Below are 21,146 nucleotides of genomic sequence, written 5' to 3' on the forward strand. Positions count from 1 at the left end.
TCATTAATTAGTCACTATTATTTATCTTTTCTATGGTAGGTTTAGTACCCAAACGTACTACACGGTGCTTAAAATTGTTTAGGGTGTTGAATACCCATGCAATTAGACCTTCTGCCTTCTGCCTTCTGCCTTATTGAATATTATTTAAGGTTTGAGTCCATAAGCAATTAGACCTTCTTCCTTCTTCCTTCTTCCTTTTTCCTTCTTCCTTCTTCCTTCTTCAATCAAAACTTTTTCTGACTCGTTGCCCAACGAGAAAGAATACTGGTAATCAAAACCAATAAAACCAGAACTAAAGAACCCGCCCAAGCAAACTCCTGTAAAACAACATCAAAACTACGAGCAAACTCATATACTAAATAAGCCAAAGATGGTACTGTTTGAGAAAATACAAAAGATGGTAATGGTACTTTCAGAAAATCCAAAAATGGTACTAAAGAAACCCATTCAATACTAAGAATGGGAGGCCAATTATTGGAATAAACAACAGTAAAAAGTAATGGAGCAGTTTCTCCAGCAGCACGAGCAATAGCAAGAGTAATACCTGTAATAATACCCGGTAAAGCAGCCGGTAAAACTATTTGTAAAACAGTTTGATAATTAGAAGCACCAACTCCCACCGATGCCCATCTAATATCCCTAGGAACTATTTGTAAAGCCTCATCAGTAGTCCTAATAATCGTCGGTAACATTAAAACCGCTAAAGCAACTCCACCTGCAAATGCTGAAAATTGCCCCATAGATAGTACCAGTAAACTATAGGCAAATACCCCAGCAATAATTGATGGTACACCACTCAAAACATTAGTAGCAAATCGAATTGGACTGGCAGTTTTCTCATCACTAAATTCTGATAAATAAACTGCTGCTAAAACACCAAAAGGTACAGCAATTAAACTAGCAATTGCTACTACCATAATTGTGCCTAAAATTGCATTACCAATACCACCAGAAGTTTGACCAGCAGCAGGTGGTAACTTAGTAAACAAATCTAAATTTAAACGAGATACTCCTTTAATAAAAACGTAAATTAATACAGCAAATAGAGGAATAAGAGTGATGCAAATACAAGCACTGGATAGTACAGTCATCACTTTATTGAATATTTCCCTTGGTCTGCTTGGGTTTCTTTTCAAACTCACAACAATAGATTCAGAGTTTTGTTGGTTATAGGTAATGTCTGCCATGATTAATTCAAGGTATTCAAGAATTTAGAATTTAGAATTACCTCTCTTTTAAAAGAAGAGGATTGACTCAAAGGAAAATTTTTATTTATCATCCCCTTAAAAGGGGAAGCTTTAAACCACAATATTTCGGTAATAAAAGTAGTTATTAATTCAGATTCAAATCAATTTGTATTCATGTAGCAGTAATTAATACTTTGCCTTAATTTTATTAACAATCCAATTAGCTAATATATTTACCAGTAGGGTTAAAATAAATAGAATTATCCCTGTATACATCAGAGCAGAAAGTTGTAAACCAGAAGCTTCAGCAAATTGGTTAGCCATCAAAGAAGCAATAGTATTAGCCGGAGCAAAAAGAGTAGGTTTAATCGAGTTAGCATTACCAATTAACATTGTTACAGCCATAGTTTCTCCCATAGCTCGACCCAAACCTAACATTATTCCACCAACAATTCCCGAAAAAGCTGCTGGAATTAATACCCTAATAATAGTACCCCAACGAGTAGCTCCTATACCCATAGAAGCTTGTCGTAGATCGGGAGGAAGACTAGCAAGAGAATCACGAGAAATTGCTGTAATAATAGGTAAAATCATAATGGATAAAACGATCGCTGCCGGGAACATTCCCGGACCCCCTGCACTTACACCTTTAGGAAGAGAAAAAATAAAAATCCAGCCTAAATAATTACCTAGAAAAGCCTCAATTGGTTTGATAAAAGGAAGTAAAACATAAATACCCCATAAACCATAAACTACACTAGGAATAGCTGCTAATAATTCCACCATAAAAGTTAAAGGAGTACTAATTTTTGGAGGCAGAAATCCTTCACTTAAAAATATCGCTGTACCTAGACCAAGGGGAACTGCAATAAATAAGGCGAGAAATGAACTAATTAAAGTTCCCACAATCATTGGCCATGCGCCATAATCTCCTTTTCCATCATTAGCAACAGGGTTCCAAACACTTTTAAATAGAAAGCTAAAGCCAAATTCATTAATAGCTGGTATAGCTTGCGAAGCTACTGTTAAAGCTATCAATATTAAAATAGCTGCAATACTCCAGGCAAAAACTTTAGTAACAGTAATAAAACCATCATCAAACTTTCTTTCTGTATTAGTCCGAGAACGACTATATTTTTTAACTTGAGATTGTGCAACCATAAAATTCTTTACCTCTATCTACCTCAAATAGGTATATACATTTTCAAGGAATTATTGAGTCAACTTCAGGGACTTTATCAGACCAATTTTGATGTTATATTATCTCAAAATTAGTGCAATGAACTAAATTTATAATTCTGAATTATCCAACTAAATGTCGCTCTAGGTCTCCCGTTATAATCGAGCCATTTAATGGGAGGGGAATCGCGACCTGCAAAAAAACTCACCTCTAGAGTAAAGTAACAAAAATTATGCTATAACTAATGCCATCAGGAGTAGCGGTAATACGCACCTGACTTCAGGACTGAGAAACTCAAGATATGGGGTTCAACTCAGAAGTCCTAGTAATTTCCGATTAGTTGATAAAATCACAGTAAGGTAGCTAGGTGAGTACATAACTGGAAAGTACAAAACGGCGGTGGGTCTCATCGTTGCTGCCTGTGGAGGTTAAGAGGATACTCAACCTTGGAAGCAGGAAGCCCTTTTCTGTGAGGGAGGGAACCCCTCGTTATAGCGCTAGCTTAATGAGGGAGAACGTCACAGGTGATAGGTGTAGAACACTTGCTCGATGAGTGAGGTTTAAAACCCATCAAATTTTAGGGGGGAGGGACGGGTTCGTCTAAATTTAATGTTGAGCAATTAAGAATAGCTTGGAACCTGCCCCTACCTAACACCTAACACCTTAATTCATTTGATGCTACTTGAGAGTCATGTTGTAATCTGGGCTAATTTTATCGGCAGTTTCTAAAACTTTTTGACGTACATTATTAGGTAGAGGAATATAACCTATTTCACCACTAATTTTTTGACCTTCATTTAAGCCAAATTCAATCATTTTTTCTATTCCCTGAGCTTGACCTGCATCATCATATTGACCATAAATAAGCATCCAAGTATAAGTCACAATTGGATAAGAATTATCTCCTTCTGGGTCGGTAATAAAAGCTCGTAGATTTTCAGGTAATACTACTGCTTCTAAAGTTGCAGTTGCTGATTTAGCAGTAGCTTCTATATAATTACCAGAACTATTTTCCAGGGAAGCCATATTCAGACCAGCATTCTTAGCAAACCCATACTCAACATAACCTATTGCTCCCTCAGTTTGACGGATGCTAGCAGTTACACCATCATTCTTGGCACCACCAATACCTACTGGCCATTGAACAGTTTTACCTTCCCCAACTTTCTCTTTCCATTCTGGACTAATAGCACTCAAATGCTTGGTAAAAACTCCGGTTGTACCACTACCATCAGAACGATATACAACCGTAATTGTTTGGTCTGGCAAAGTTATATCGGGATTAATTGCAGCTATCTGAGGGTCATTCCAGTTAGTAATATTACCCAACAATATATTTACATAAACTTCCCTAGAAAGCTTCAGACCAGAAACATCTGGCAAATTGTAAGCTAATACAATACTACCAGCAGTCATCGGTAGCAAAATGACACCCCGACCTATTTGGGCTATTTCTTCATCTGTCATTGCCACATCACTAGCGCCGAAATCTACTAATTCTTGAGTAAATCTCTCAACACCAGCACCACTACCTACCGACTGATAATCTACCTGTAGGTTAGGGTCACTATTACTCAGGTCTTGAAACCAACGTTGATAGATAGGTGCTGGAAAAGAAGCTCCTGCTCCAACGAGGTTTACTTGAACACCTCCACCTGTACCATCAGTGTCACCGCCACCACCGCAAGCAGCTAAACCAATTGTCAAAGCTACTGCAGAGATTTTAGCAATAATACGAGTTATTCCAAAAAGATTTAGATTACATTGCATAACTATCAGGTTTCTATATTTCTCTATACGTTAAAAGGAATAGATGAAAGCTTAACCTACTCAGGTTAAGAAAAGGTTAATAGTTTTTAATATAGCGCTACGCACAAGGCAACAGGCGACAGCTCGCTTGCGGAATGCTGACCAAGAGAGGGAATGCGCACTCCTGTGAGGCAATAGGCAACAGATAAAGACAAAAGAATTTGCTGCTTTTATTCATATCAAACACCTAAATGCGTAGGGCTATTATTGATAATAATTGGCTAAAAAATAGGAAATAGTTAATATTAAGTTGTGATGGTAGTAGGTCATCTAGCCTAAATTATATCAAGTTCGGTTAAACAGTTATAGAATGCTTAACTCAGGAGGAGAGAGAATTACAAAGATGAGCCTACTTATGATGATTGGAGAATTTTTTTATGTGCAATTAACCGGATTTGATATTAATACCAATTTGATATAATGCTTGCTACATTTTATTGGGCGGGGGAGTCATTTCAGTCATTAGTTATCAGTACCTCTGTCTGTTTGCGCAGCATTACCCAGGAAAGCCAGAGGCTTGAAAATACTGAATCAAATATTTTTTTCCTTAAAAGGGGAGGCTTTAGACCCTATTTTTTGGTAAGGGAGAAGTAAAAATAATTAACAATAATTAGGGTGCTAATTATCAAAAAAGTAATTGACTTAGGGTGTTAATTACTTAATAATTGAACTATCACTTCCTCGTTACCGAATAATTAAGGTTTAAAGCCTCTCCTTTTAAGGAGAAACAAGAAAAAATTTTCCTTTGATTCAATCCTCTTCCTTTTAGGGAGAGGTAATTATCAATTATCCATTATCAATTATCAATTATTGAAAAAAATAACTTCTGACTTCTGACTTCGTTAAGATGTGGGGCTGTTTATTTTAGGGAAAATAAACCCTTATAAATCTTCAATAAGGGTTGAATAATTGAAAAATTAGCAATTATTTGCCAAGGGATATTTCGGGTATTTAGTGGCAAGTATTTTCAATTTTACTCTTAGAAGAGAGGTAAGCATTTCCTGCGGAATGCGGAGCTAACAGCTATTAGCAGTCAGCTATCAGCTATCAGCTATCATGATGAGGTTTTAATGAATATAGACTGTTGAGCGCCAGCTTTTATAGTTAGTAGTCGTGTAAAAATAACTTGAACAGTTTTTTTAATGGAAGCTATATTTCACAATTTATCCCAGATAAAATTTGTACAACTTATTCAATCATGGCTCCTTAAGTATAAATTCTGCCTAAATTAGTAAAGCTTTTATCTAAAACTAAAAGCAATAGCTGAAGTTCGCAGTTCCGACCTAGGAGGCTGGCTAATAGCTGACAGCTGAATGCTTACGAAGAGAGAAATACTTTTCCCACCTTTGCTTGTTCCCTGTTCCCCTTTCCCTGCTATGGAATTACTTGAGACTTATTTTGTAACCTGAGCTAATTTTATCCGCTGCTGATGCAACTGTCTGACGAACATTGTCAGGGAGTGGAATATAACCTAAATCAGCACTTACCTTTTGACCCTCATTTAAGCCATACTCAATCATTTTCTCAATACCCTGAGCTTTAGCCGCATCATCATACTGGCCATAAATTAGCATCCAAGTGTAAGTAACAATAGGGTAAGAACCACTACCTTCTGGATCGCTAATAAAAGCCCGGAGATTTCCTGGTAATTTCACTGCGGATAGAGTAGACTTAGCAGACTCCAAAGAAGCTTTTATATAACTGCCAGATTTATTTTCCAAAGCTGCAGTAGAGAGACCAGCATTCTTCGCAAAGCCAAATTCTACATAACCTATGCCACCCTCTGTTTGACGAATTAAAGCAGCTACACCATCATTTTTGGCACCACCAACACCTGTAGGCCACTGAACTGTTTTTCCTTCGCCTACTTTCTGTTTCCACTCTGGACTAATAGCACTCAGATGCTTAGTAAAAACTCCGGTTGTACCACTACCATCAGAACGATGAACTACAGTAATTGGTAGGTCTGGTAGACTCACACCAGAATTTGCAGAAGCAATTTTGGGGTCATTCCACTTTGTAATTTTACCCAAAAGGATATCTACATAAGCTTCCCTGGATAATTTTAAGTCGGATACGCCTGGTACATTGTAAGCCAAAACAACGCTACCTGCTGTCATAGGTAACATAATTACCCCTCTACTGACTTTAGCAATTTCATCATCTTTCATTGCGACATCAGAAGCACCGAAATCTACCAATTCTTTAGTAAATCTCTCGACACCAGCTCCACTACCTACTGATTGATAATCTACTTGAAGATCCGAACGACTATCTCTCATATCGGCAAACCAGCGCTGATATAGGGGAGCTGGGAAAGACGCACCAGCACCAACTAGGGAAACTTTTTGTTGAGCAAGGCCATATTTGATTCCTGTAATTGTAGTAGCTAGACCAATTGTTAGAGCTACTAAGGATACTTTGGAAGTATTACGAATTATTTGACTAAAATTGATACTAGATGGCATAACTATTAATTTGTGATATTGACTTTAAACACAAGACATAACATTAATGCAAGTTGAACATATAAAGGTAAAAAATAGGTAAAAAATAGGTTAAATAAAAGTTAACAAATTTTATTAGTGAAGATACCAAGTTAAAATTAATAGGACTTACGCAGATAAGCTATATATAGTGTTCAATACTATTGTCCAATAGTTACTGAACTCTATAAATAGTGCCTTTGCATAATTCCTGATTAACTTACTTTTAGTTGCTCCATACTTCACCTCAGAAATAGAAGTAAATTTTCAAGGAGAACAATTGATTGGAAATTCGCGAAGACGACCTGACAGGTCAAAAGATTACTGACTTTCTCCGGGAACATCTTGAAGAAATTAAAGAAATTATACCTTCTATAATTTTTCACGATTTTGATTATTATTTAGAGGCATTATGCTCGCCTGAAATTACTTTATGGTCTGCTTGGGAGGGTGATGAATTACTTGGATGTGGTGCGCTAAAAGAATTAGATTCAATAACTGGTCAAGTCAAATCAATACGTACTTCTAAGGCTCATCAACGTAGGGGTAAAGAAAAGCTTTTGCCAATGTTCCCTTTTCCCTGCTATATAAATTTGTTGCAGTCAATATAATGGCGTAGAAATTAGAAAAGATGGTAAAATAGCGCAGAATTAAAAATATTGTAATTAATAAGGCTAGCTGTGGTTCAAGCACCCCTATCAACTAATACAGAAACTAATACTAATTTCCTATCTTTACCAGATACGAAACAGCATCTAGAGACATGGCTACAAAACTTGGCCGATAAAATTATTTCTGGGTATCGTCTTAACCGAGAAGAGGCCATTACCCTGACCCAGATTGCAGGACAAGAAGATATACTCCTACTTTGTGAAGCAGCGGATCGAGTCCGTAAAGCCTGCTGTGGTAACGTTGTAGACCTATGTAGCATCATTAATGTCAAATCAGGAGGCTGTTCAGAAAACTGTAGCTTCTGTTCCCAGTCAGCTCATCATCCTGGAGAAGCTTCCCCAGTTTATGGCCTCAAATCCACAGAAGAAATATTAGCTCAAGCAAAGGCAGCAGAAGCTGGTGGGGCTAAAAGATTTTGCTTAGTATCTCAGGGTAGAGGTATTAAATATAACAGTCCTAAATCTACAGAATTTGAGCAAATTTTGGCTACAGTACGGCAAATTATTGCAGAGACAAATATTAAGCCTTGTTGTGCTTTGGGAGAAGTAACACCAGAACAAGCTCAAGCATTAGCAGAGGCAGGAGTAACTCGCTATAACCATAATTTGGAAGCCTCCGAACAGTTTTACCCCGAAATAGTAACTACTCATAGCTGGAATGACCGAGTAGAAACAGTGAAAAACCTCAAAGCAGCAGGTATTCAGGCTTGTACGGGAGGTATTATTGGTATGGGAGAAACTTGGGAAGACAGGATAGACTTGGCCTTGGCATTGCGAGAGTTGCAGGTTGAGTCTGTACCCTTAAATTTATTAAACCCTCGTGAAGGTACACCTTTAGGTGAACTGCCTAGATTAGACCCCTACGATGCTTTGAAGGCGATCGCTATTTTCCGTCTGATTTTACCAGAGCAAATTATTCGCTATGCTGGCGGCCGGGAGGCTGTGATGGGAGAATTGCAAGCCTTGGGCTTAAAGGCTGGTATTAATGCTATGTTGATTGGCCATTATTTGACAACTCTTGGCCAACCTCCAGAAACAGACCAAGCCATGCTTGAATCTCTAGGACTGAAAGGTGGGGAAGCTCCTATTCCTACTAATTAGGTTTGAGGTGCATTACTAGATTTTAGAATCCCTGGCAATTTCCTTAAAATGGTGTGATGATAGAAGTTAGAAAATAACTGACAACTGAGTATCGCCTTATTTCGATCCCGACTTTGAGTCATCCCTAATGGTTGCCAAGTCTTGAAAAAGAAAGCGCAAAATAAATACTCATGTGAGTAGGCCATAAATAGGTCAAAAAATAGCGCTTTGGGGATTTTCCTCAAAGCATTGCGAGATACCGCCTGCGTTGATGGCTTCGCACCGTCACGTTGCTATGAACGGTTTTACCTGGTTTTACCAAGAATTTCCGGGCTTGATGTATCTGGTAGAATAATTATTTATATTTAAGAAATAATTGTTAATTGCCGTGACAATTACAGTTCAATTACTTTGGGCAATTACAGGTTTACTCTTGACAATTGCTGCAACATTTTTACCTGCCTCTTTTGCAAGTCCAACTTGGATTTGGGAACAACAAGAAGTTAAAACTTTTTCGTTAGGAGTAACTTACCAAGTTGGTGCTGTTTTGTTTGTCGGTTGTTTGGGTGGAAAAAATGCTGCTGTTATTTCTCAAATTGCTTATATATTTTTAGGTCTAACTTTATTACCCGTCTTTAGTCAAGGCGGTGGTATAGGCTATTTGAGAGAACCTAGTTTTGGTTATTTATTGGGTTTTATTCCTGGAGCATGGATATGTGGAAATTTAGCTTTTCAAATATATCCCAAGCTAGAGTCATTAACTTTTAGTTGTTTACTTGGTTTGTTAAGTATTCATGTAACTGGATTAACTTATCTAATTATTAGCAGTATTTTCGGCTGGAAAGATGCAGGTTCATTATCTTTATTTGAAGCTATCTATAGATTTTCTATTTTTCCTTTACCAGGACAACTAGGAATTATATGTGCTGTAGCAGTGATGGCTTATTTACTACGACGTTTACTATTTTATTAGAATTTTCAGAAAAGAGGGAGTAGGGAGTAGGGAGTAGGGAGTAGGAGGAAAGAATTGATAGTTTATGTGCAATAATTGATTTTCTTTTTGATTATTGAAGATGTCTATTAAATATGTAGCATTATAAAATCAAAAAGATTAAATTTTTTTCCACTACAAAAATATTTATATATGTTCCCTTTTACCAAAAATAAATTTATAATATCAATGCTGACTTAAAAAGTTCTTGCTAAATTGTCAGGGAAATTAAAATAAATATAGTAATCGTTAACCTTGAAATTACGTTTTCAGAAAAATCTTTTATTCTGGATAGCTGCTATTATTAGCATTTTGCTAGACCACTTGACTAAATTTTGGGTGGTACAAAATTTTCAACTGGGAGAAAGTCTGGCTTTGTGGCCTGGTGTATTTCACTTTACCTATGTTACTAATACCGGAGCAGCTTTTAGTTTATTTAGCAATGGTGGAGTATATTGGCTGCGATGGTTGTCTTTGATTGTTAGTCTTGGCCTCATGGCCTGGGCTTTATTTGGGCCGAGATTTGAGAAATGGGAACAACTGGGCTACGGTTTAATTTTAGGAGGGGCACTGGGCAATGGTATTGATCGGTTCATTTTGGGTTATGTTGTAGATTTTATACACTTTCGCCTCATAGATTTTCCCGTGTTCAATGTGGCAGATGTTTCGATTAATATTGGTATTGTTTGTTTACTCATTGCTACATTTTTTAGTGGAAGACCAAAACGTAGACCGCAATAGTAGAAGGAAGTAAGAAAGAAGAAGTAAGAAGGAAGAAATTTTTCCTTCTCTCCTAGATAACTAAAAATTTGGCGTTTGATATATCAAATGTAGTAATGGCGACTGCTGTAAATTGACTTTTATACGGTTAAATTCTAAAGGGCGCGATCGCCTCTACAAAGTCTTCCCACTTCTGACTTCTAATATCATGTCCGGTTGAACAGTTATAAATAAACTACTCAGAATTTCCTACGGAATGCTCCGCAAACAGAAGGGAAGAAAGAAGAAAATAAGGAGAAAGTTTTTTTATCACTAATTATCCGGACATGATATAACTTCTGACTTCTGACTTCGTTAACCGCTTCCCTTACGCCTATCTGACTTCTAACTTCTAACTTCTGACTTCGTTAAGATTGTCTCTAATTTGGTATATTAATTGTTTAGTTATACTCAACTTTGGGAGGAGTAATTGTAGTGGTGAAAACAGGATTTTTAGTATTGGTCTTAATATTGGCTGTCGTAGGTATTTTGCCGATTCATATTGATTCAGCCCAAGCACAGGAAAATACCGTAAACTATACTCTCACAGATTTAAACTATCGAGATTTTTCTAATAAAGATTTGCATGGTACTTCCTTTGCAGGTGCAGAAATGCGGGGTGCAAATTTTCAAGGAGCAAATATGCAACGAACAATTATCACTAAAGGAGACTTTCTTCGGGCAAACTTAAGTGAAGCAGATTTTACTGATACTTTTGCAGATCGAGTCACTTTCGATCAGACTGACTTAACTAATGCTATTTTTACAGATGCCATGTTGAGTGGTAGCACCTTCGGTAATGCAGTGGTGACAGGAGCAGATTTTTCTGGAGCAATAGTAGACCGCTATCAGGTAAAATTAATGTGTAAAAATGCTTCAGGAATTAATCCTATTACAGGAGTAGGTACCCGCGATAGTTTGGGGTGTCCTCCTAAACTCTAATTAATTTTGAGACATTGAGGTTCTTTTTTAATCTCCTATTTCTCCTGAGGTGACTTTGGTACCTAGCTTTACGCTTGTTATATAGTTGATTGACGCTTTTTAGTGGCTTCCCGTTAATCAGCAGTGGTTTGATACCAGGCTTATTTGTAGATAGAGCTACCTTACTGTCAATCGCTAAGTCTATTCCGGCTACAGATGTTGAATGTATTTGTGAGTGATTTGTTTTTTCATACACAACTTCAATTTCAGGCTTCCAGGGTTAAAGATTGCTGAAAAAGTATAAGGTTTTTGGCTCAATTAGTCTCAAAATCCTCATATCTTTCCCCTGAGTATCAGAAAATTTGGCCGTAGTAGATAGTCTAAACTTTTCCCTGTTCCCTCTTCCCTGTTCCCTATAATCACCATAAGACTTTTTCAGCAAACCCTAATTATTTTCTGCCAATCAATAAATAGGTTTTCATTTCACCCTTGCCTTTAACTGCTATGGCACCACGTTCCTGAAAGATATACCGATTATGTAAAAGATCGTAAGTTTTTGTAGAAACTTGAATCGTGCCGGGAATTCCATGAGATTCCATACGACTGGCAGTATTCACTGCATCACCCCAGAGGTCGTAAATATACTTTTTCGTGCCAATGACCCCAGCAACAACAGGTCCGGTGTTAATACCAATGCGGATACAGAGTTCAAAATTATGCTGTAAATTAAATTTGCTGATTTCTTGCTGCATATCAAGAGCCATTTCTGCGGCAGCTTCGGCGTGGTCTGATCGTGGAATAGGTAGACCACTAGCAACCATATAAGCATCTCCGATAGTTTTAATTTTTTCTAACCCGTGGCGATCGCTCAACTTATCAAATTCTGAAAAAATTTTATTGAGCAACATTACCAAATCTTCTGGTAGAACTTTTTCTGACAGTTGAGTAAAACCAACAATATCAGCAAATAGGATTGTCACTTCTGCAAATCCGTCAGCAATTTGATGATGTCCTTGCTTTAGTCTTTGCGCTATTTGTTCTGGTAAAATATTTAGTAGTAGAGATTCTGATTTTTCTTTTTCTGTTGCTAATTCTGCTGTGCGTTCAATTACGCGTTTCTCCAATTCTTTTGAAGTCTGTCGAAGTTTGCTAATTACTAAAGTCAAGCCAATAATTCCTAATACAGACAATCCTGCTAAGGTCAAAAATGTATCTCGTAATCCCGCATTAGTTGTCTTAATGATGCGATCGAGTGGTTGAGTAATTTCCAAAACACCTCTAACATCTCCGACTTTCCAATCCTTTTTAGGACTATCTGGGTGGTTATTATGACAACTAACGCAACTTGGTTTCATAATATCTGCTTGAGCATATCGAAATGAAGGACGCCGTTCTACTAAACTTACCCAAACTTACCCATGAATGATTGCATGAGCTTTGGAGCTAGCTTCCTGTTTCACAGAAGACCACTGACCGCAGTCTGTAACTTATCTTCTCCACAGGCTTAAAATCGGTGAGAACTTCACCTACTTATTCACATAGCTTTCTAGGTTAACAGCAGCATTAAAGTCTCTGTCAGCTTGAAATCCACAGTTAGCACAATTATAAGTTCTCTCATGTAAAGGCATTTTCTGTTGATGCCCACAATGAGAACATATTTGAGAACTTGGGTAAAATCTATCTGCTATTACTAACTCAGTGCCGTACCATTCACACTTGTATATAAGCTGACGCTTAAACTCATAAAACCCACAGTCTGCTATAGCACTTGCTAGTTTATGGTTTTTGAGCATTCCACTTACATTCAAATCTTCTATCACTATGGTGCTGTGGTTTTTAGCTAACCATGTTGTGAGTTTATGGAGTGTGTCAGCTCTGATGTCAGCCACTTTTTTGTGCAGTCTTGCTAGTTTTTTGATGGCTTTAATTCGGTTTTTGGAGCCTCGCTTTTTTTTGCTGACACGGCGTTGATAACGAGTTAGTCGTTTTTGACTTTGTTTGTAGGCTTTAACGTTAGCAAATTTTGTTCCATCGCTACAGGTTGCTAGGGCGTTTATACCCACATCTACACCGATAATATCTCGTTCTTTTGTAGTAGGATTTGATTGATGATCATATTTAAAACTTATATACCAATTACCCGCACGTTTTGAGATTATCACGTTTTTCACTGGCACAGAAGGTAAGACTTCATAAGTTTTTACTATTCCTATTCTTGGTAGTTTTATGTAGTTTCCTTTCTGGATTTTGATACTTCCTTCTAGATAGAAACTATCTTTTTTCCCTTTTTTCTTAAACTTAGGAAACCCACGTTTGGGAATAGTTAAAAAGTTTTTAAATGCCCTTTCTAAATCTCTTAAGGCTTGTTGAGGGGCACATTTAGATACTTCGTAATACCAAGGATTCTCACTTTTGACTTCAGCAATTAAACGCTTATGCAAAGTGATAGCACTAGGGCGTTTTTTGGTGGCTTCGTACTCAGTAATACAAGTAGCTAATCCCCAATTATAAGCATGACGAGCCACACCTGCGTGTTTGGCAAGTATGGTTTTTTGGTAATTGTTAACTTTTAACTTGGTCTTAATTGATTTCATTTGAACTGGTAAGCTATGAAAGAAAGTCTTTGATAATACAGTCAAACTTTAATATATGATAGCATACAATCAGCATATTTTAAATATTTATTAACATTTGTCTAACTTTGTCAAGTTATTCTGCTTCAGTAGTTAGCCCCCTTCTATATTTTTATAGTCGTGAGTGATAGTAATACCTTCAACTGTTTTAGCACGAGTTGCTACTTCTGAATAAAGTGTACGAGCTGCTTGGATAGTCTGGGCATAGTGGCTGGCATTTTGCAGTACCTTTGATTTAATTAGCTTAGATGAGAGAAGATGTGTATTCCACAGACCAGCAACAATACCTATGCAGAACATTATGCTTAACACTAATGCTGTACGTTTGTAGAGTTGTTGGATGAATAAAGTTTTTACTCTATGAATGAGTTTACACATAATACCCAAACTAAAAAAAATTCGTTGCGCCATATCAGCCAAAATGCTTAAGGTTTTATACATTATGAGATGACATCCTCGCACTTATTGACGCTGGTGTACCTCATCTAATTTAAAAACCTGTTATACCAATTTTCAAAATTACTGCTATGGAAAGGTCTATACCTGACAAGAATTTCCAGTCATTAATTTGTAACATTATTTTATTGAATTAGTATTAAATACACTTAAATGTTTTTAATCAATTATAGCTAGAAAACAGAATTTGTTAAGATATCTAAAGCTATAGTCTCATATTAATTAATCCTGATGGAAAGTCTTAATCCAGAAAGCAACTTGAGAAATTTTTTCGACTCTCAAGATTTACCTTTAGAAAAGCAAAATATTTTTCCAGGAGAGGTATTCAGTCATCCTGTTAATTTTGATACTGGTATTCGACATTTATTACCACGATATGATGAAATGTTGGATGTCATAGTGCGTTGTGTACCAAAAAATTGCGATCGCATTTTGGAACTTGGTTGTGGTACTGGGGAACTAAGTTTAAAGCTATTACATAAATATCCTAATGCACAGATAGTAGCGGTGGATTATTCTCCACGAATGCTAGAATTTGCCAAAACTAAGATTGATGCTGCTGGGTATACAAATAGGTGGACTGAAATAGAAATGGATTTTGGTGAGTGGGCAAATAACGCTGATTTATTATCCCCTATTAGTGATGGTTTTAATGCTTGTGTATCATCTCTGGCTATTCATCATCTGAGTGATAGTATGAAATTAAAGTTATTTCAAAAGATTAACAAAAGCTTAAATTATGGAGGCTGTTTTTGGAATGCCGATCCTGTTTTGCCTGCAACTACAGAATTAGCAGAGGTGTTTAAAGAGATACAGCAGGAGTGGGCAATAAGTCAAGGAACTACTTTAGCAGAGGTTCGTGCCCAAATGGGTACTAGCAACCCTCATGGTTATTCTTCTAATCAAGACCAATTAGCTAGTTTGTCTGCTCATTTGGAGATGTTAACAACTGCCAATTTTGTACCTGTAGCTGTACCTTGGAAATATTATAAATTGGCAGTATTTGGTGGTTTTGTTTAGAATGATTTCTGTGTTTAATATCATTTATTAATATACTGATAAGGAAATAAACTACAAAATCATGCCCAATTTTTTATTACCAATAATATTATAATGTTTCAGAATAAAAGTAGAGATTTTCAGCAATGATTTGAATTATTGAAACAGGAATTACGCATAACTACCACATCTAGTAGGGTTTAACGGCCGTTAACCTCTTACAAATTGTGTATTATTTGATATGCGTGCTTCAACAATTAATAATGAATAATGAATAATTAATAATTACCTCTCCTTGAAAAGAAGAGGATTGACAAAGAGATGAAAATTTTTCTTCTCTTGGTCGATTGGATATGGTTAGGAAACCCATCCATCCCATCCTAACGGACTGCTCCGCAAACGACCGCTTATTATCCCCTTAAAAGGGGAGGCTTTAAACCACAATTTTTCGGTAAGTCCTGTGAAAGTTAAATTTAATAAGGTTTTAGGCTTTGGGTGAAAAAAGCTTACTGATAACTGATAACTGAAATGAACCCACCACTTAAAACCTAGGAGTTTTAGAGTTTAACAGGGATAAATACTGGCAATTATCAAATAAACTGCCCCTATTTTTTTATAGAATTGCCAGCTTATCAGTTGCGCTAATTAAAGCATTTATAATACCTGGTTCAGAAACTGAATGTCCGGCATCTGGCACTACAATAAATTCAGCTTCCGGCCAAGCTTTATGTAGTTCCCAAGCTGAGACCATCGGACAAATAACATCATATCTTCCTTGTACGATTACTCCAGGAATATTGCGGATTTTATCGACATTTTTTAATAACTGTTCTTCATGTTCAAAAAAGCATTTATTAATGAAATAATGACATTCTATTCTAGCAAAAGCTAAAGCAAAATAACTATCCCCAAATTGTTGTGATACGTTTGAATTTGGAATTAATTTACTGGTACTTCCTTCCCAAATTGACCAAGCGCGTGCTGCTTCTAATCGAACTTTTTCATCATCACTGGTTAATCTTTGATAATAAGCCTTAACTAAATCACTTCTTTCTTCTATAGGAATAGGTTTTAAATATTCTTCCCAAGCATCAGGAAAAATATTACTTGCACCCTCTTGATAAAACCAAGAAATTTCTTTCGGGCGTACCATAAAAATACCTCGTAAAATTAAACCTATACAATTTTCTGGATGAGTTTGACTATAAGCTAATGCTAGAGTACATCCCCAACTACCTCCAAATACAACCCATTTTTCAATACTGAGATGAACTCGTAGTTTTTCTATATCGCTGACTAAATCCCAGGTAGTATTTTGAGATAGTTCAGCATGGGGAGTACTACGACCACAACCTCTTTGGTCAAATAGAATAATTCGCCATTTTTTGGGGTCAAAATATTGACGATAAACAGGTATAATTCCACCACCTGGTCCACCATGTAAAAAGACTACTGGTTTACCTTGGGGGTTGCCACATTCTTCATAATAAATAGTGTGAATATCGGAAACTTTGAGATTGCCTGTTTGATGGGGTTGAATGGGTGGATAAAGTTCTCGCATGGTTATATTTAAAGATTTATATTGATATTTTAGGAAAAATTTAGGATAAATAATATTTATTTCAACTGTTAATTATTAATTAAAATAATTTTTAGTATGAAAAAAGTAATATATTATGGTGAATAGTCCTAATAAATTACTAAAGTTTCAGATTAAGTAAGGTGTAATGGCACACTTACTATTTCTGGAATTAAGGATAGAACTTCGTTCTCCTTCCTTTGGGAGACGTGGGTTATTTCAATAATTGATAATTGATAATGGATAATTGATAATTACCTCTCCCTAAAAGGAAGAGGATTGAATAAAAGGAAAAAATTTATTCTCTTGGTCGATTGGATATGGCGCAGGTTTCGGAGCCATCCCTCGACCGCTTTTTTCCCCTTGAAAGGGGAGGCTTTAAACCTGAACTATTTAATTATTTAATTATTTAATTATTAATTCTTCGGTAACAAGCTTGAAACCCTATTATGGGATATAATATTTATTTGACAAACACTCTCTAAAATTACTAAAGTTTCAGCAATAAATTAAAGATTTTTGAAACAACCCTAGATTCATATCGGGAAAGTCAAAAAATCAAGAATTTATAACTCAAAAACAGAGTCGGGACTTACACATGAAGCAGGAAAAACTAGGATTTGAGGTGGCTTACCTGTGGCTCCCAATGACGAAAATAGGTTATACTGCGTAAGTCCTAAAAGTGTTAGCGACTAAAGCGTCGTTAGTAGATGTCTCCCCTGCCTTAGATCGGCGATCGCGTTTCTGCAATTATTCACAGAATAGCATACGATACTTATATTTTGATTTTTTCAAGGAGTGATACCTATCACTTACTTATAAATTTCCTGATGTCATTAGTAGAAATCTCCAATAATAAAAAATAAAATTAATTTTCGTAAATAAATCATTCAGGACTTACGCACAGACACTAAATTAAGTGAGGGCGTTTTGCTCCGCAACATATAAAGCGGAGCTTTGCGGAACGCAAATGTCATTCGCCCCTACATCTGGCGTTTTTAAGGTAAATTTGCGTAAGTCCTGTGATTAATTCTTTCCGCATACTCCCTACTCCCTACTCCTGATTCCCTACTCCACTCCCTCTTTTCTAGAGGTGTTTATACTAAGTAATATCTTTCCTGTTTAACCTATAGGCAAAATTGATGTATAGGCAACTAGCTGGACATATCTTTGTGAATTCTAGAATTTCAGGAATTTACCTAGACATAACCTGTACAATTATTAGTCTATACAAAATCTATTCAGGATGCAATTCTCTTCAATTTAATTTATAAGTAATTTGACTTATAATAGATTCAGTCTGTGAAACTTTCCCTACAAGTATCCAGTATACAGATAAAGCTAAAAAAATTATTAACTTACAATAGGCCACTATGATAATGCTCAAAAATGACTCTCAAACTTTATCTTCCCTCAAACGTCAAGTAGTGTTTGACGAAGACCCAGAACAGCGAATAGCAGCATTGGAAGAGCTAGCCATAGAATGGAAAAATAACCCGGATACTGTAGCTATTCTTAAACAATTAGCTATATCCGATGGATGTCCAGATGTGCGGAGAGCTGCAACAGAATATCTTGTCCAAGGTTGGCAAAACGATCCTAATATTTTACCTTTTCTCAAACAATTTGTAGTATCTAACAACGAATATTGGTGGGTGCAAGAAGCCATACTTACAAAATTAACTACAGGTTGGCGTGACGATCCAAATACGATCGCTTTCCTGAAACAACTGATTTTGGCAGACCAATATCGTTCCTCAAATGTACGTTATGCAGCACTCAAACAGTTAGCCCAAAACTGGCAAAATGAGCCAGATACACTAGCATTCTTGAAACAACGAGCTGTCTCCGATGTTGATGAAGCTTTGCGGGAAACAGCAGTAGAGCTTTTAGCTGAAGGTTGGCAAGATATAGATACTCTCACCTGGCTAAGACAAAGAGCGGAATCAGATAAACATTGGGGAGTACGTTTAATCATCATAGAAAAATTAAATCAAGATGGGAAGTACGACCATAAGACTTTAGCTTGGCTCAAAGGAATGGCAATGTCCGATCCAAGCCCTTATGTGGCTTCAGAAGCAGTATTCAAGTTAGCCAAACTGGCAAAAGATGACATTGATACTGGAACTATTCTGAAACAGTTGGCTTTGTCTGCTGAAGCTTCAGAGGTACGACGAGCTGCGATGAGTCAACTAGCAGAAAATTTGGGAAACGATCCAGATACGTTATCAACCCTCAAACAACTGGCAGAATTTGACCAATGTTCTCATGTCCGACTGGCAGCAGTGGAACAGTTAATAACAGATTGGAAGAAAAATTCTGATACAGTAGCTATTATGAAAAAGTTGGCTATATCAGACACAGCTTCAGAAGTGCGAAAAGCAGCAATGGGTTACTTGATCGAAAACTGGCAAAAAGATTCTGATACAGTAGCTATTCTGAAACAGGTTGTGCAGTCAGATGAATGTTGGCGGATGCGAGAACTGGCAGTGGTACAGTTGGGCGCATTTTGGCAACATGACCCAGATGTGTTGACTTTTCTCAAACAACAAGTGGAGTCTCCTGAATGTTGGGTAGTGGGAGAGATCGCCGTAGCACAATTAACTGTTGGGTGGAAAGATGACCCTAGTGTTTTAGCTCTGCTGAAAAAATTGGCTCTGTCTAACTCCGATGCACGAGTGGCAGCAATACGAGAATTATCTATCGGTTGGAAAGATGACCCTGATACTTTGAGTATTCTCAAACAAGTCGTTTTCAATGATGATTGTTGGCACGCTAGGAAGTTAGCAGTTGAACAACTAGCTACTACTTGGCATGACGATCCTGATACCTTGACAGTTATCAAAAAAGTTGCTTTGTCTGACGATCGCCACGATGTACAAATTGTGGCAATGGAGATGTTAGTCACAGGTTGGAAAGATGACCCAGAGGCGATCGCTACTATTAAACAAGCAGCATTGTCCGATAATTTTTCAGAAGTACGCATAGCAGCAATGGAATTGTTAGCTACTACTTGGAAAAATAACCATGATACTTTGGCAACTCTGCAACAAATTGCTGTATCCGATCAATGTTCTGATGTGCGAGTAGCAGCGGTCGTTAAATTAGGCAATGATGGTAAGGATGACCCTAATATCTTAGCTTGGTTGAAACAACAAGCAGTTGACGATCGCTCTTCTGATGTGCAACAAGCAACTATGGAGCAGTTAGCTACAGACTGGAAAGACGATCCCGACACTCTAGATATTATCAAAAAACTGGTTGTGTCTGGCAATTGTTCTGAGCTACAACAGTCAGCAGTCCTACAATTAGCTACTACCTGGAAGGATGATCCTGAGACCATATCTGCTCTCAAAAAGCTAGCAGTATCGGCTCAATGCCCAGATTTACAACAGCTAGCAATGCAACAATTAGCTCTCGGATGGAAAGATGACCCCGATACTTTGACTATTCTCAAACAAACGGTTGAGTCTACAGATGAACGAGAAGTACGACAAGCAGCAATGCAGCAATTAGCTCTCGGTTGGAAAGATGACCCTGAGATATTAGGGTTATTTAAAAATTAGCTATTTCTGATGAGGATGTGTGCATCCGACAAACAGCAGTGGTTGAGTTGGGTATTTGTTGGCAACATGACCCTGAGACAATAGCAATTATCAAAAAAGTAGCTATGAGCGATCGTAGTTTTTATGTGCGACAAACTGCTTTAGAATTATTTGCTCTGCTGGGAAAAAACGATCCTTGTGCGGTTATTATGCTCAAAAAATTAGCTGAGTCTGATGATAATTTTTATGTACGACGTTCGGCAATACAGCAGTTAGCTTTAGGTTGGCATGATGAACCAGAGATGTTTGAATTTTTCTGCGATCGAGCCTATTGCGATCCATTTGTACGGGAGGAAGAATGGGAGGATAACCCGCGCCAAACTGCTTTAGAGGCAATTATCGAACAATATCAAGGAAATACTCAGATTTTTCAGATATTGAGCGATCGAACTGAAAATGATTTAGATGAGCAAGTACAAAAGTTTGCTCTGAAAATTTTAAAAGGATTTTAGCGAATCTAAGCAAGAGGGAGCGGGTTCATCTAAATTTAATGTTGAGCAATTAACAATAGCGCGAAACCCGCCCCTACAATTGCAACATTTTAGGTGTGCCACTCCACTACCAATAGCGCTTATGTGTAAGTCCTATAAATGATATATAGGCTATTCCTGCTGACTCCTAACTCCTAAAAAACTGACTCCTAAGAAACAGCCTAAGTATTTGTAGCAAAAATTTTAGTATTTCATATAAAATACCTCACCTATAGCACTACAAGAATTGGTTAGGACATTTTTCAATCCTAAAACTCTTTTACACAGGACTTACGCAACGGCACTAATTATAGTGGTTA

Annotated in this window: 16 protein-coding genes and 1 pseudogene; 8 read left to right on the top strand and 9 right to left on the bottom strand. The window is 37.0% G+C overall.

The window, feature by feature from the left end; genetic code table 11:
- Nucleotides 1-224 precede the first annotated feature (224 nt).
- From pstA to pstS (SAGCYANO_RS18610), 4 genes are all read right to left on the bottom strand, one after another.
- On the bottom strand, nt 225-1,187 hold the full coding sequence (gene pstA / locus SAGCYANO_RS18595; protein ID WP_202221425.1) for a phosphate ABC transporter permease PstA: 963 nt from the start codon (nt 1,185-1,187) through the stop codon (nt 225-227).
- A 186-nt stretch (nt 1,188-1,373) separates the two neighbouring features.
- Complete coding sequence (pstC, locus tag SAGCYANO_RS18600; protein WP_202221426.1) at nt 1,374-2,348, bottom strand: phosphate ABC transporter permease subunit PstC; 975 nt, start codon at nt 2,346-2,348, stop codon at nt 1,374-1,376.
- Nucleotides 2,349-3,045: 697 nt separating this feature from the next.
- Complete coding sequence (gene pstS, locus SAGCYANO_RS18605; RefSeq protein ID WP_202221427.1) at nt 3,046-4,137, bottom strand: phosphate ABC transporter substrate-binding protein PstS; 1,092 nt, start codon at nt 4,135-4,137, stop codon at nt 3,046-3,048.
- 1,421 nt (nt 4,138-5,558) lie between these two features.
- Nucleotides 5,559-6,644, bottom strand: a complete 1,086-nt coding sequence (gene pstS, locus SAGCYANO_RS18610) for a phosphate ABC transporter substrate-binding protein PstS (RefSeq protein WP_202221428.1) — start codon at nt 6,642-6,644, stop codon at nt 5,559-5,561.
- 302 nt (nt 6,645-6,946) lie between these two features.
- Between pstS (SAGCYANO_RS18610) and SAGCYANO_RS18615 the strand changes: the two genes are divergently transcribed.
- From SAGCYANO_RS18615 to SAGCYANO_RS18635, 5 genes are all read left to right on the top strand, one after another.
- A complete protein-coding gene (locus tag SAGCYANO_RS18615) occupies nt 6,947-7,273 on the top strand; it encodes a hypothetical protein (RefSeq protein ID WP_202221429.1) in 327 nt (108 codons plus the stop codon).
- A 69-nt stretch (nt 7,274-7,342) separates the two neighbouring features.
- A complete protein-coding gene (bioB, locus tag SAGCYANO_RS18620) occupies nt 7,343-8,434 on the top strand; it encodes a biotin synthase BioB (protein ID WP_202221430.1) in 1,092 nt (363 codons plus the stop codon).
- Nucleotides 8,435-8,801: 367 nt separating this feature from the next.
- Nucleotides 8,802-9,386, top strand: a complete 585-nt coding sequence (locus SAGCYANO_RS18625) for a biotin transporter BioY (RefSeq protein WP_202221431.1) — start codon at nt 8,802-8,804, stop codon at nt 9,384-9,386.
- Between the two features lie 273 nt (nt 9,387-9,659).
- Entirely contained in the window at nt 9,660-10,145 is a 486-nt protein-coding gene (gene lspA / locus SAGCYANO_RS18630) for a signal peptidase II (RefSeq protein ID WP_202221432.1), read from the top strand.
- 453 nt (nt 10,146-10,598) lie between these two features.
- The gene (locus SAGCYANO_RS18635) at nt 10,599-11,105 is read left to right on the top strand and encodes a pentapeptide repeat-containing protein (protein ID WP_307785925.1); all 507 of its coding nucleotides are present in this window, start codon (nt 10,599-10,601) and stop codon (nt 11,103-11,105) included.
- Here SAGCYANO_RS18635 and SAGCYANO_RS18640 read toward each other — a convergent pair.
- The 4 genes and pseudogenes from SAGCYANO_RS18640 to SAGCYANO_RS18655 form a co-directional block, all read right to left on the bottom strand.
- Entirely contained in the window at nt 11,095-11,340 is a 246-nt protein-coding gene (locus SAGCYANO_RS18640; RefSeq protein WP_202221433.1) for a transposase, read from the bottom strand. The two genes, SAGCYANO_RS18635 and SAGCYANO_RS18640, sit on opposite strands and share 11 nt — an antisense overlap.
- A 193-nt stretch (nt 11,341-11,533) precedes the next feature.
- A pseudogene (locus SAGCYANO_RS18645) lies at nt 11,534-12,460 on the bottom strand (adenylate/guanylate cyclase domain-containing protein); the annotation flags it as partial.
- A 150-nt stretch (nt 12,461-12,610) separates the two neighbouring features.
- Nucleotides 12,611-13,678, bottom strand: a complete 1,068-nt coding sequence (locus SAGCYANO_RS18650) for an RNA-guided endonuclease TnpB family protein (RefSeq protein ID WP_202221435.1) — start codon at nt 13,676-13,678, stop codon at nt 12,611-12,613.
- 132 nt (nt 13,679-13,810) lie between these two features.
- Entirely contained in the window at nt 13,811-14,128 is a 318-nt protein-coding gene (locus tag SAGCYANO_RS18655) for a hypothetical protein (protein ID WP_202221436.1), read from the bottom strand.
- 276 nt (nt 14,129-14,404) lie between these two features.
- Between SAGCYANO_RS18655 and SAGCYANO_RS18660 the strand changes: the two genes are divergently transcribed.
- Nucleotides 14,405-15,193 carry a class I SAM-dependent methyltransferase gene (locus SAGCYANO_RS18660; RefSeq protein WP_202221437.1) on the top strand — a complete coding sequence of 263 codons (789 nt, stop codon included), beginning with the start codon at nt 14,405-14,407 and terminating at the stop codon, nt 15,191-15,193.
- Nucleotides 15,194-15,785: 592 nt separating this feature from the next.
- On the opposite strand, the gene pip is transcribed toward SAGCYANO_RS18660, so the two are convergent.
- Nucleotides 15,786-16,733, bottom strand: coding sequence for a prolyl aminopeptidase (gene pip, locus SAGCYANO_RS18665; protein ID WP_202221438.1), 948 nt, complete (start codon nt 16,731-16,733; stop codon nt 15,786-15,788).
- 1,391 nt (nt 16,734-18,124) lie between these two features.
- On the opposite strand from pip, the gene SAGCYANO_RS18670 reads away from it, so the two are divergent.
- A complete protein-coding gene (locus SAGCYANO_RS18670) occupies nt 18,125-20,317 on the top strand; it encodes a HEAT repeat domain-containing protein (protein WP_202221439.1) in 2,193 nt (730 codons plus the stop codon).
- 2 nt (nt 20,318-20,319) lie between these two features.
- Nucleotides 20,320-20,808: a HEAT repeat domain-containing protein gene (locus SAGCYANO_RS18675; protein ID WP_305081051.1), complete on the top strand. Its 489-nt coding sequence runs from the start codon at nt 20,320-20,322 to the stop codon at nt 20,806-20,808.
- Nucleotides 20,809-21,146: the final 338 nt, after the last annotated feature.

The sequence above is a fragment of the Okeania sp. KiyG1 genome (assembly GCF_014132355.1).
Lineage (GTDB): Bacteria > Cyanobacteriota > Cyanobacteriia > Cyanobacteriales > Microcoleaceae > Okeania.

Coding starts and splice junctions, on each gene's coding strand:
- pstA (WP_202221425.1), bottom strand. CDS start 1,187: ATGGCAGACATTACCTATAACCAACAAAACTCTGAATCTATTGTTGTG.
- pstC (WP_202221426.1), bottom strand. CDS start 2,348: ATGGTTGCACAATCTCAAGTTAAAAAATATAGTCGTTCTCGGACTAAT.
- pstS (WP_202221427.1), bottom strand. CDS start 4,137: ATGCAATGTAATCTAAATCTTTTTGGAATAACTCGTATTATTGCTAAA.
- pstS (WP_202221428.1), bottom strand. CDS start 6,644: ATGCCATCTAGTATCAATTTTAGTCAAATAATTCGTAATACTTCCAAA.
- SAGCYANO_RS18650 (WP_202221435.1), bottom strand. CDS start 13,678: ATGAAATCAATTAAGACCAAGTTAAAAGTTAACAATTACCAAAAAACC.
- SAGCYANO_RS18655 (WP_202221436.1), bottom strand. CDS start 14,128: ATGGCGCAACGAATTTTTTTTAGTTTGGGTATTATGTGTAAACTCATT.
- SAGCYANO_RS18660 (WP_202221437.1), top strand. CDS start 14,405: ATGGAAAGTCTTAATCCAGAAAGCAACTTGAGAAATTTTTTCGACTCT.
- pip (WP_202221438.1), bottom strand. CDS start 16,733: ATGCGAGAACTTTATCCACCCATTCAACCCCATCAAACAGGCAATCTC.
- SAGCYANO_RS18670 (WP_202221439.1), top strand. CDS start 18,125: ATGATAATGCTCAAAAATGACTCTCAAACTTTATCTTCCCTCAAACGT.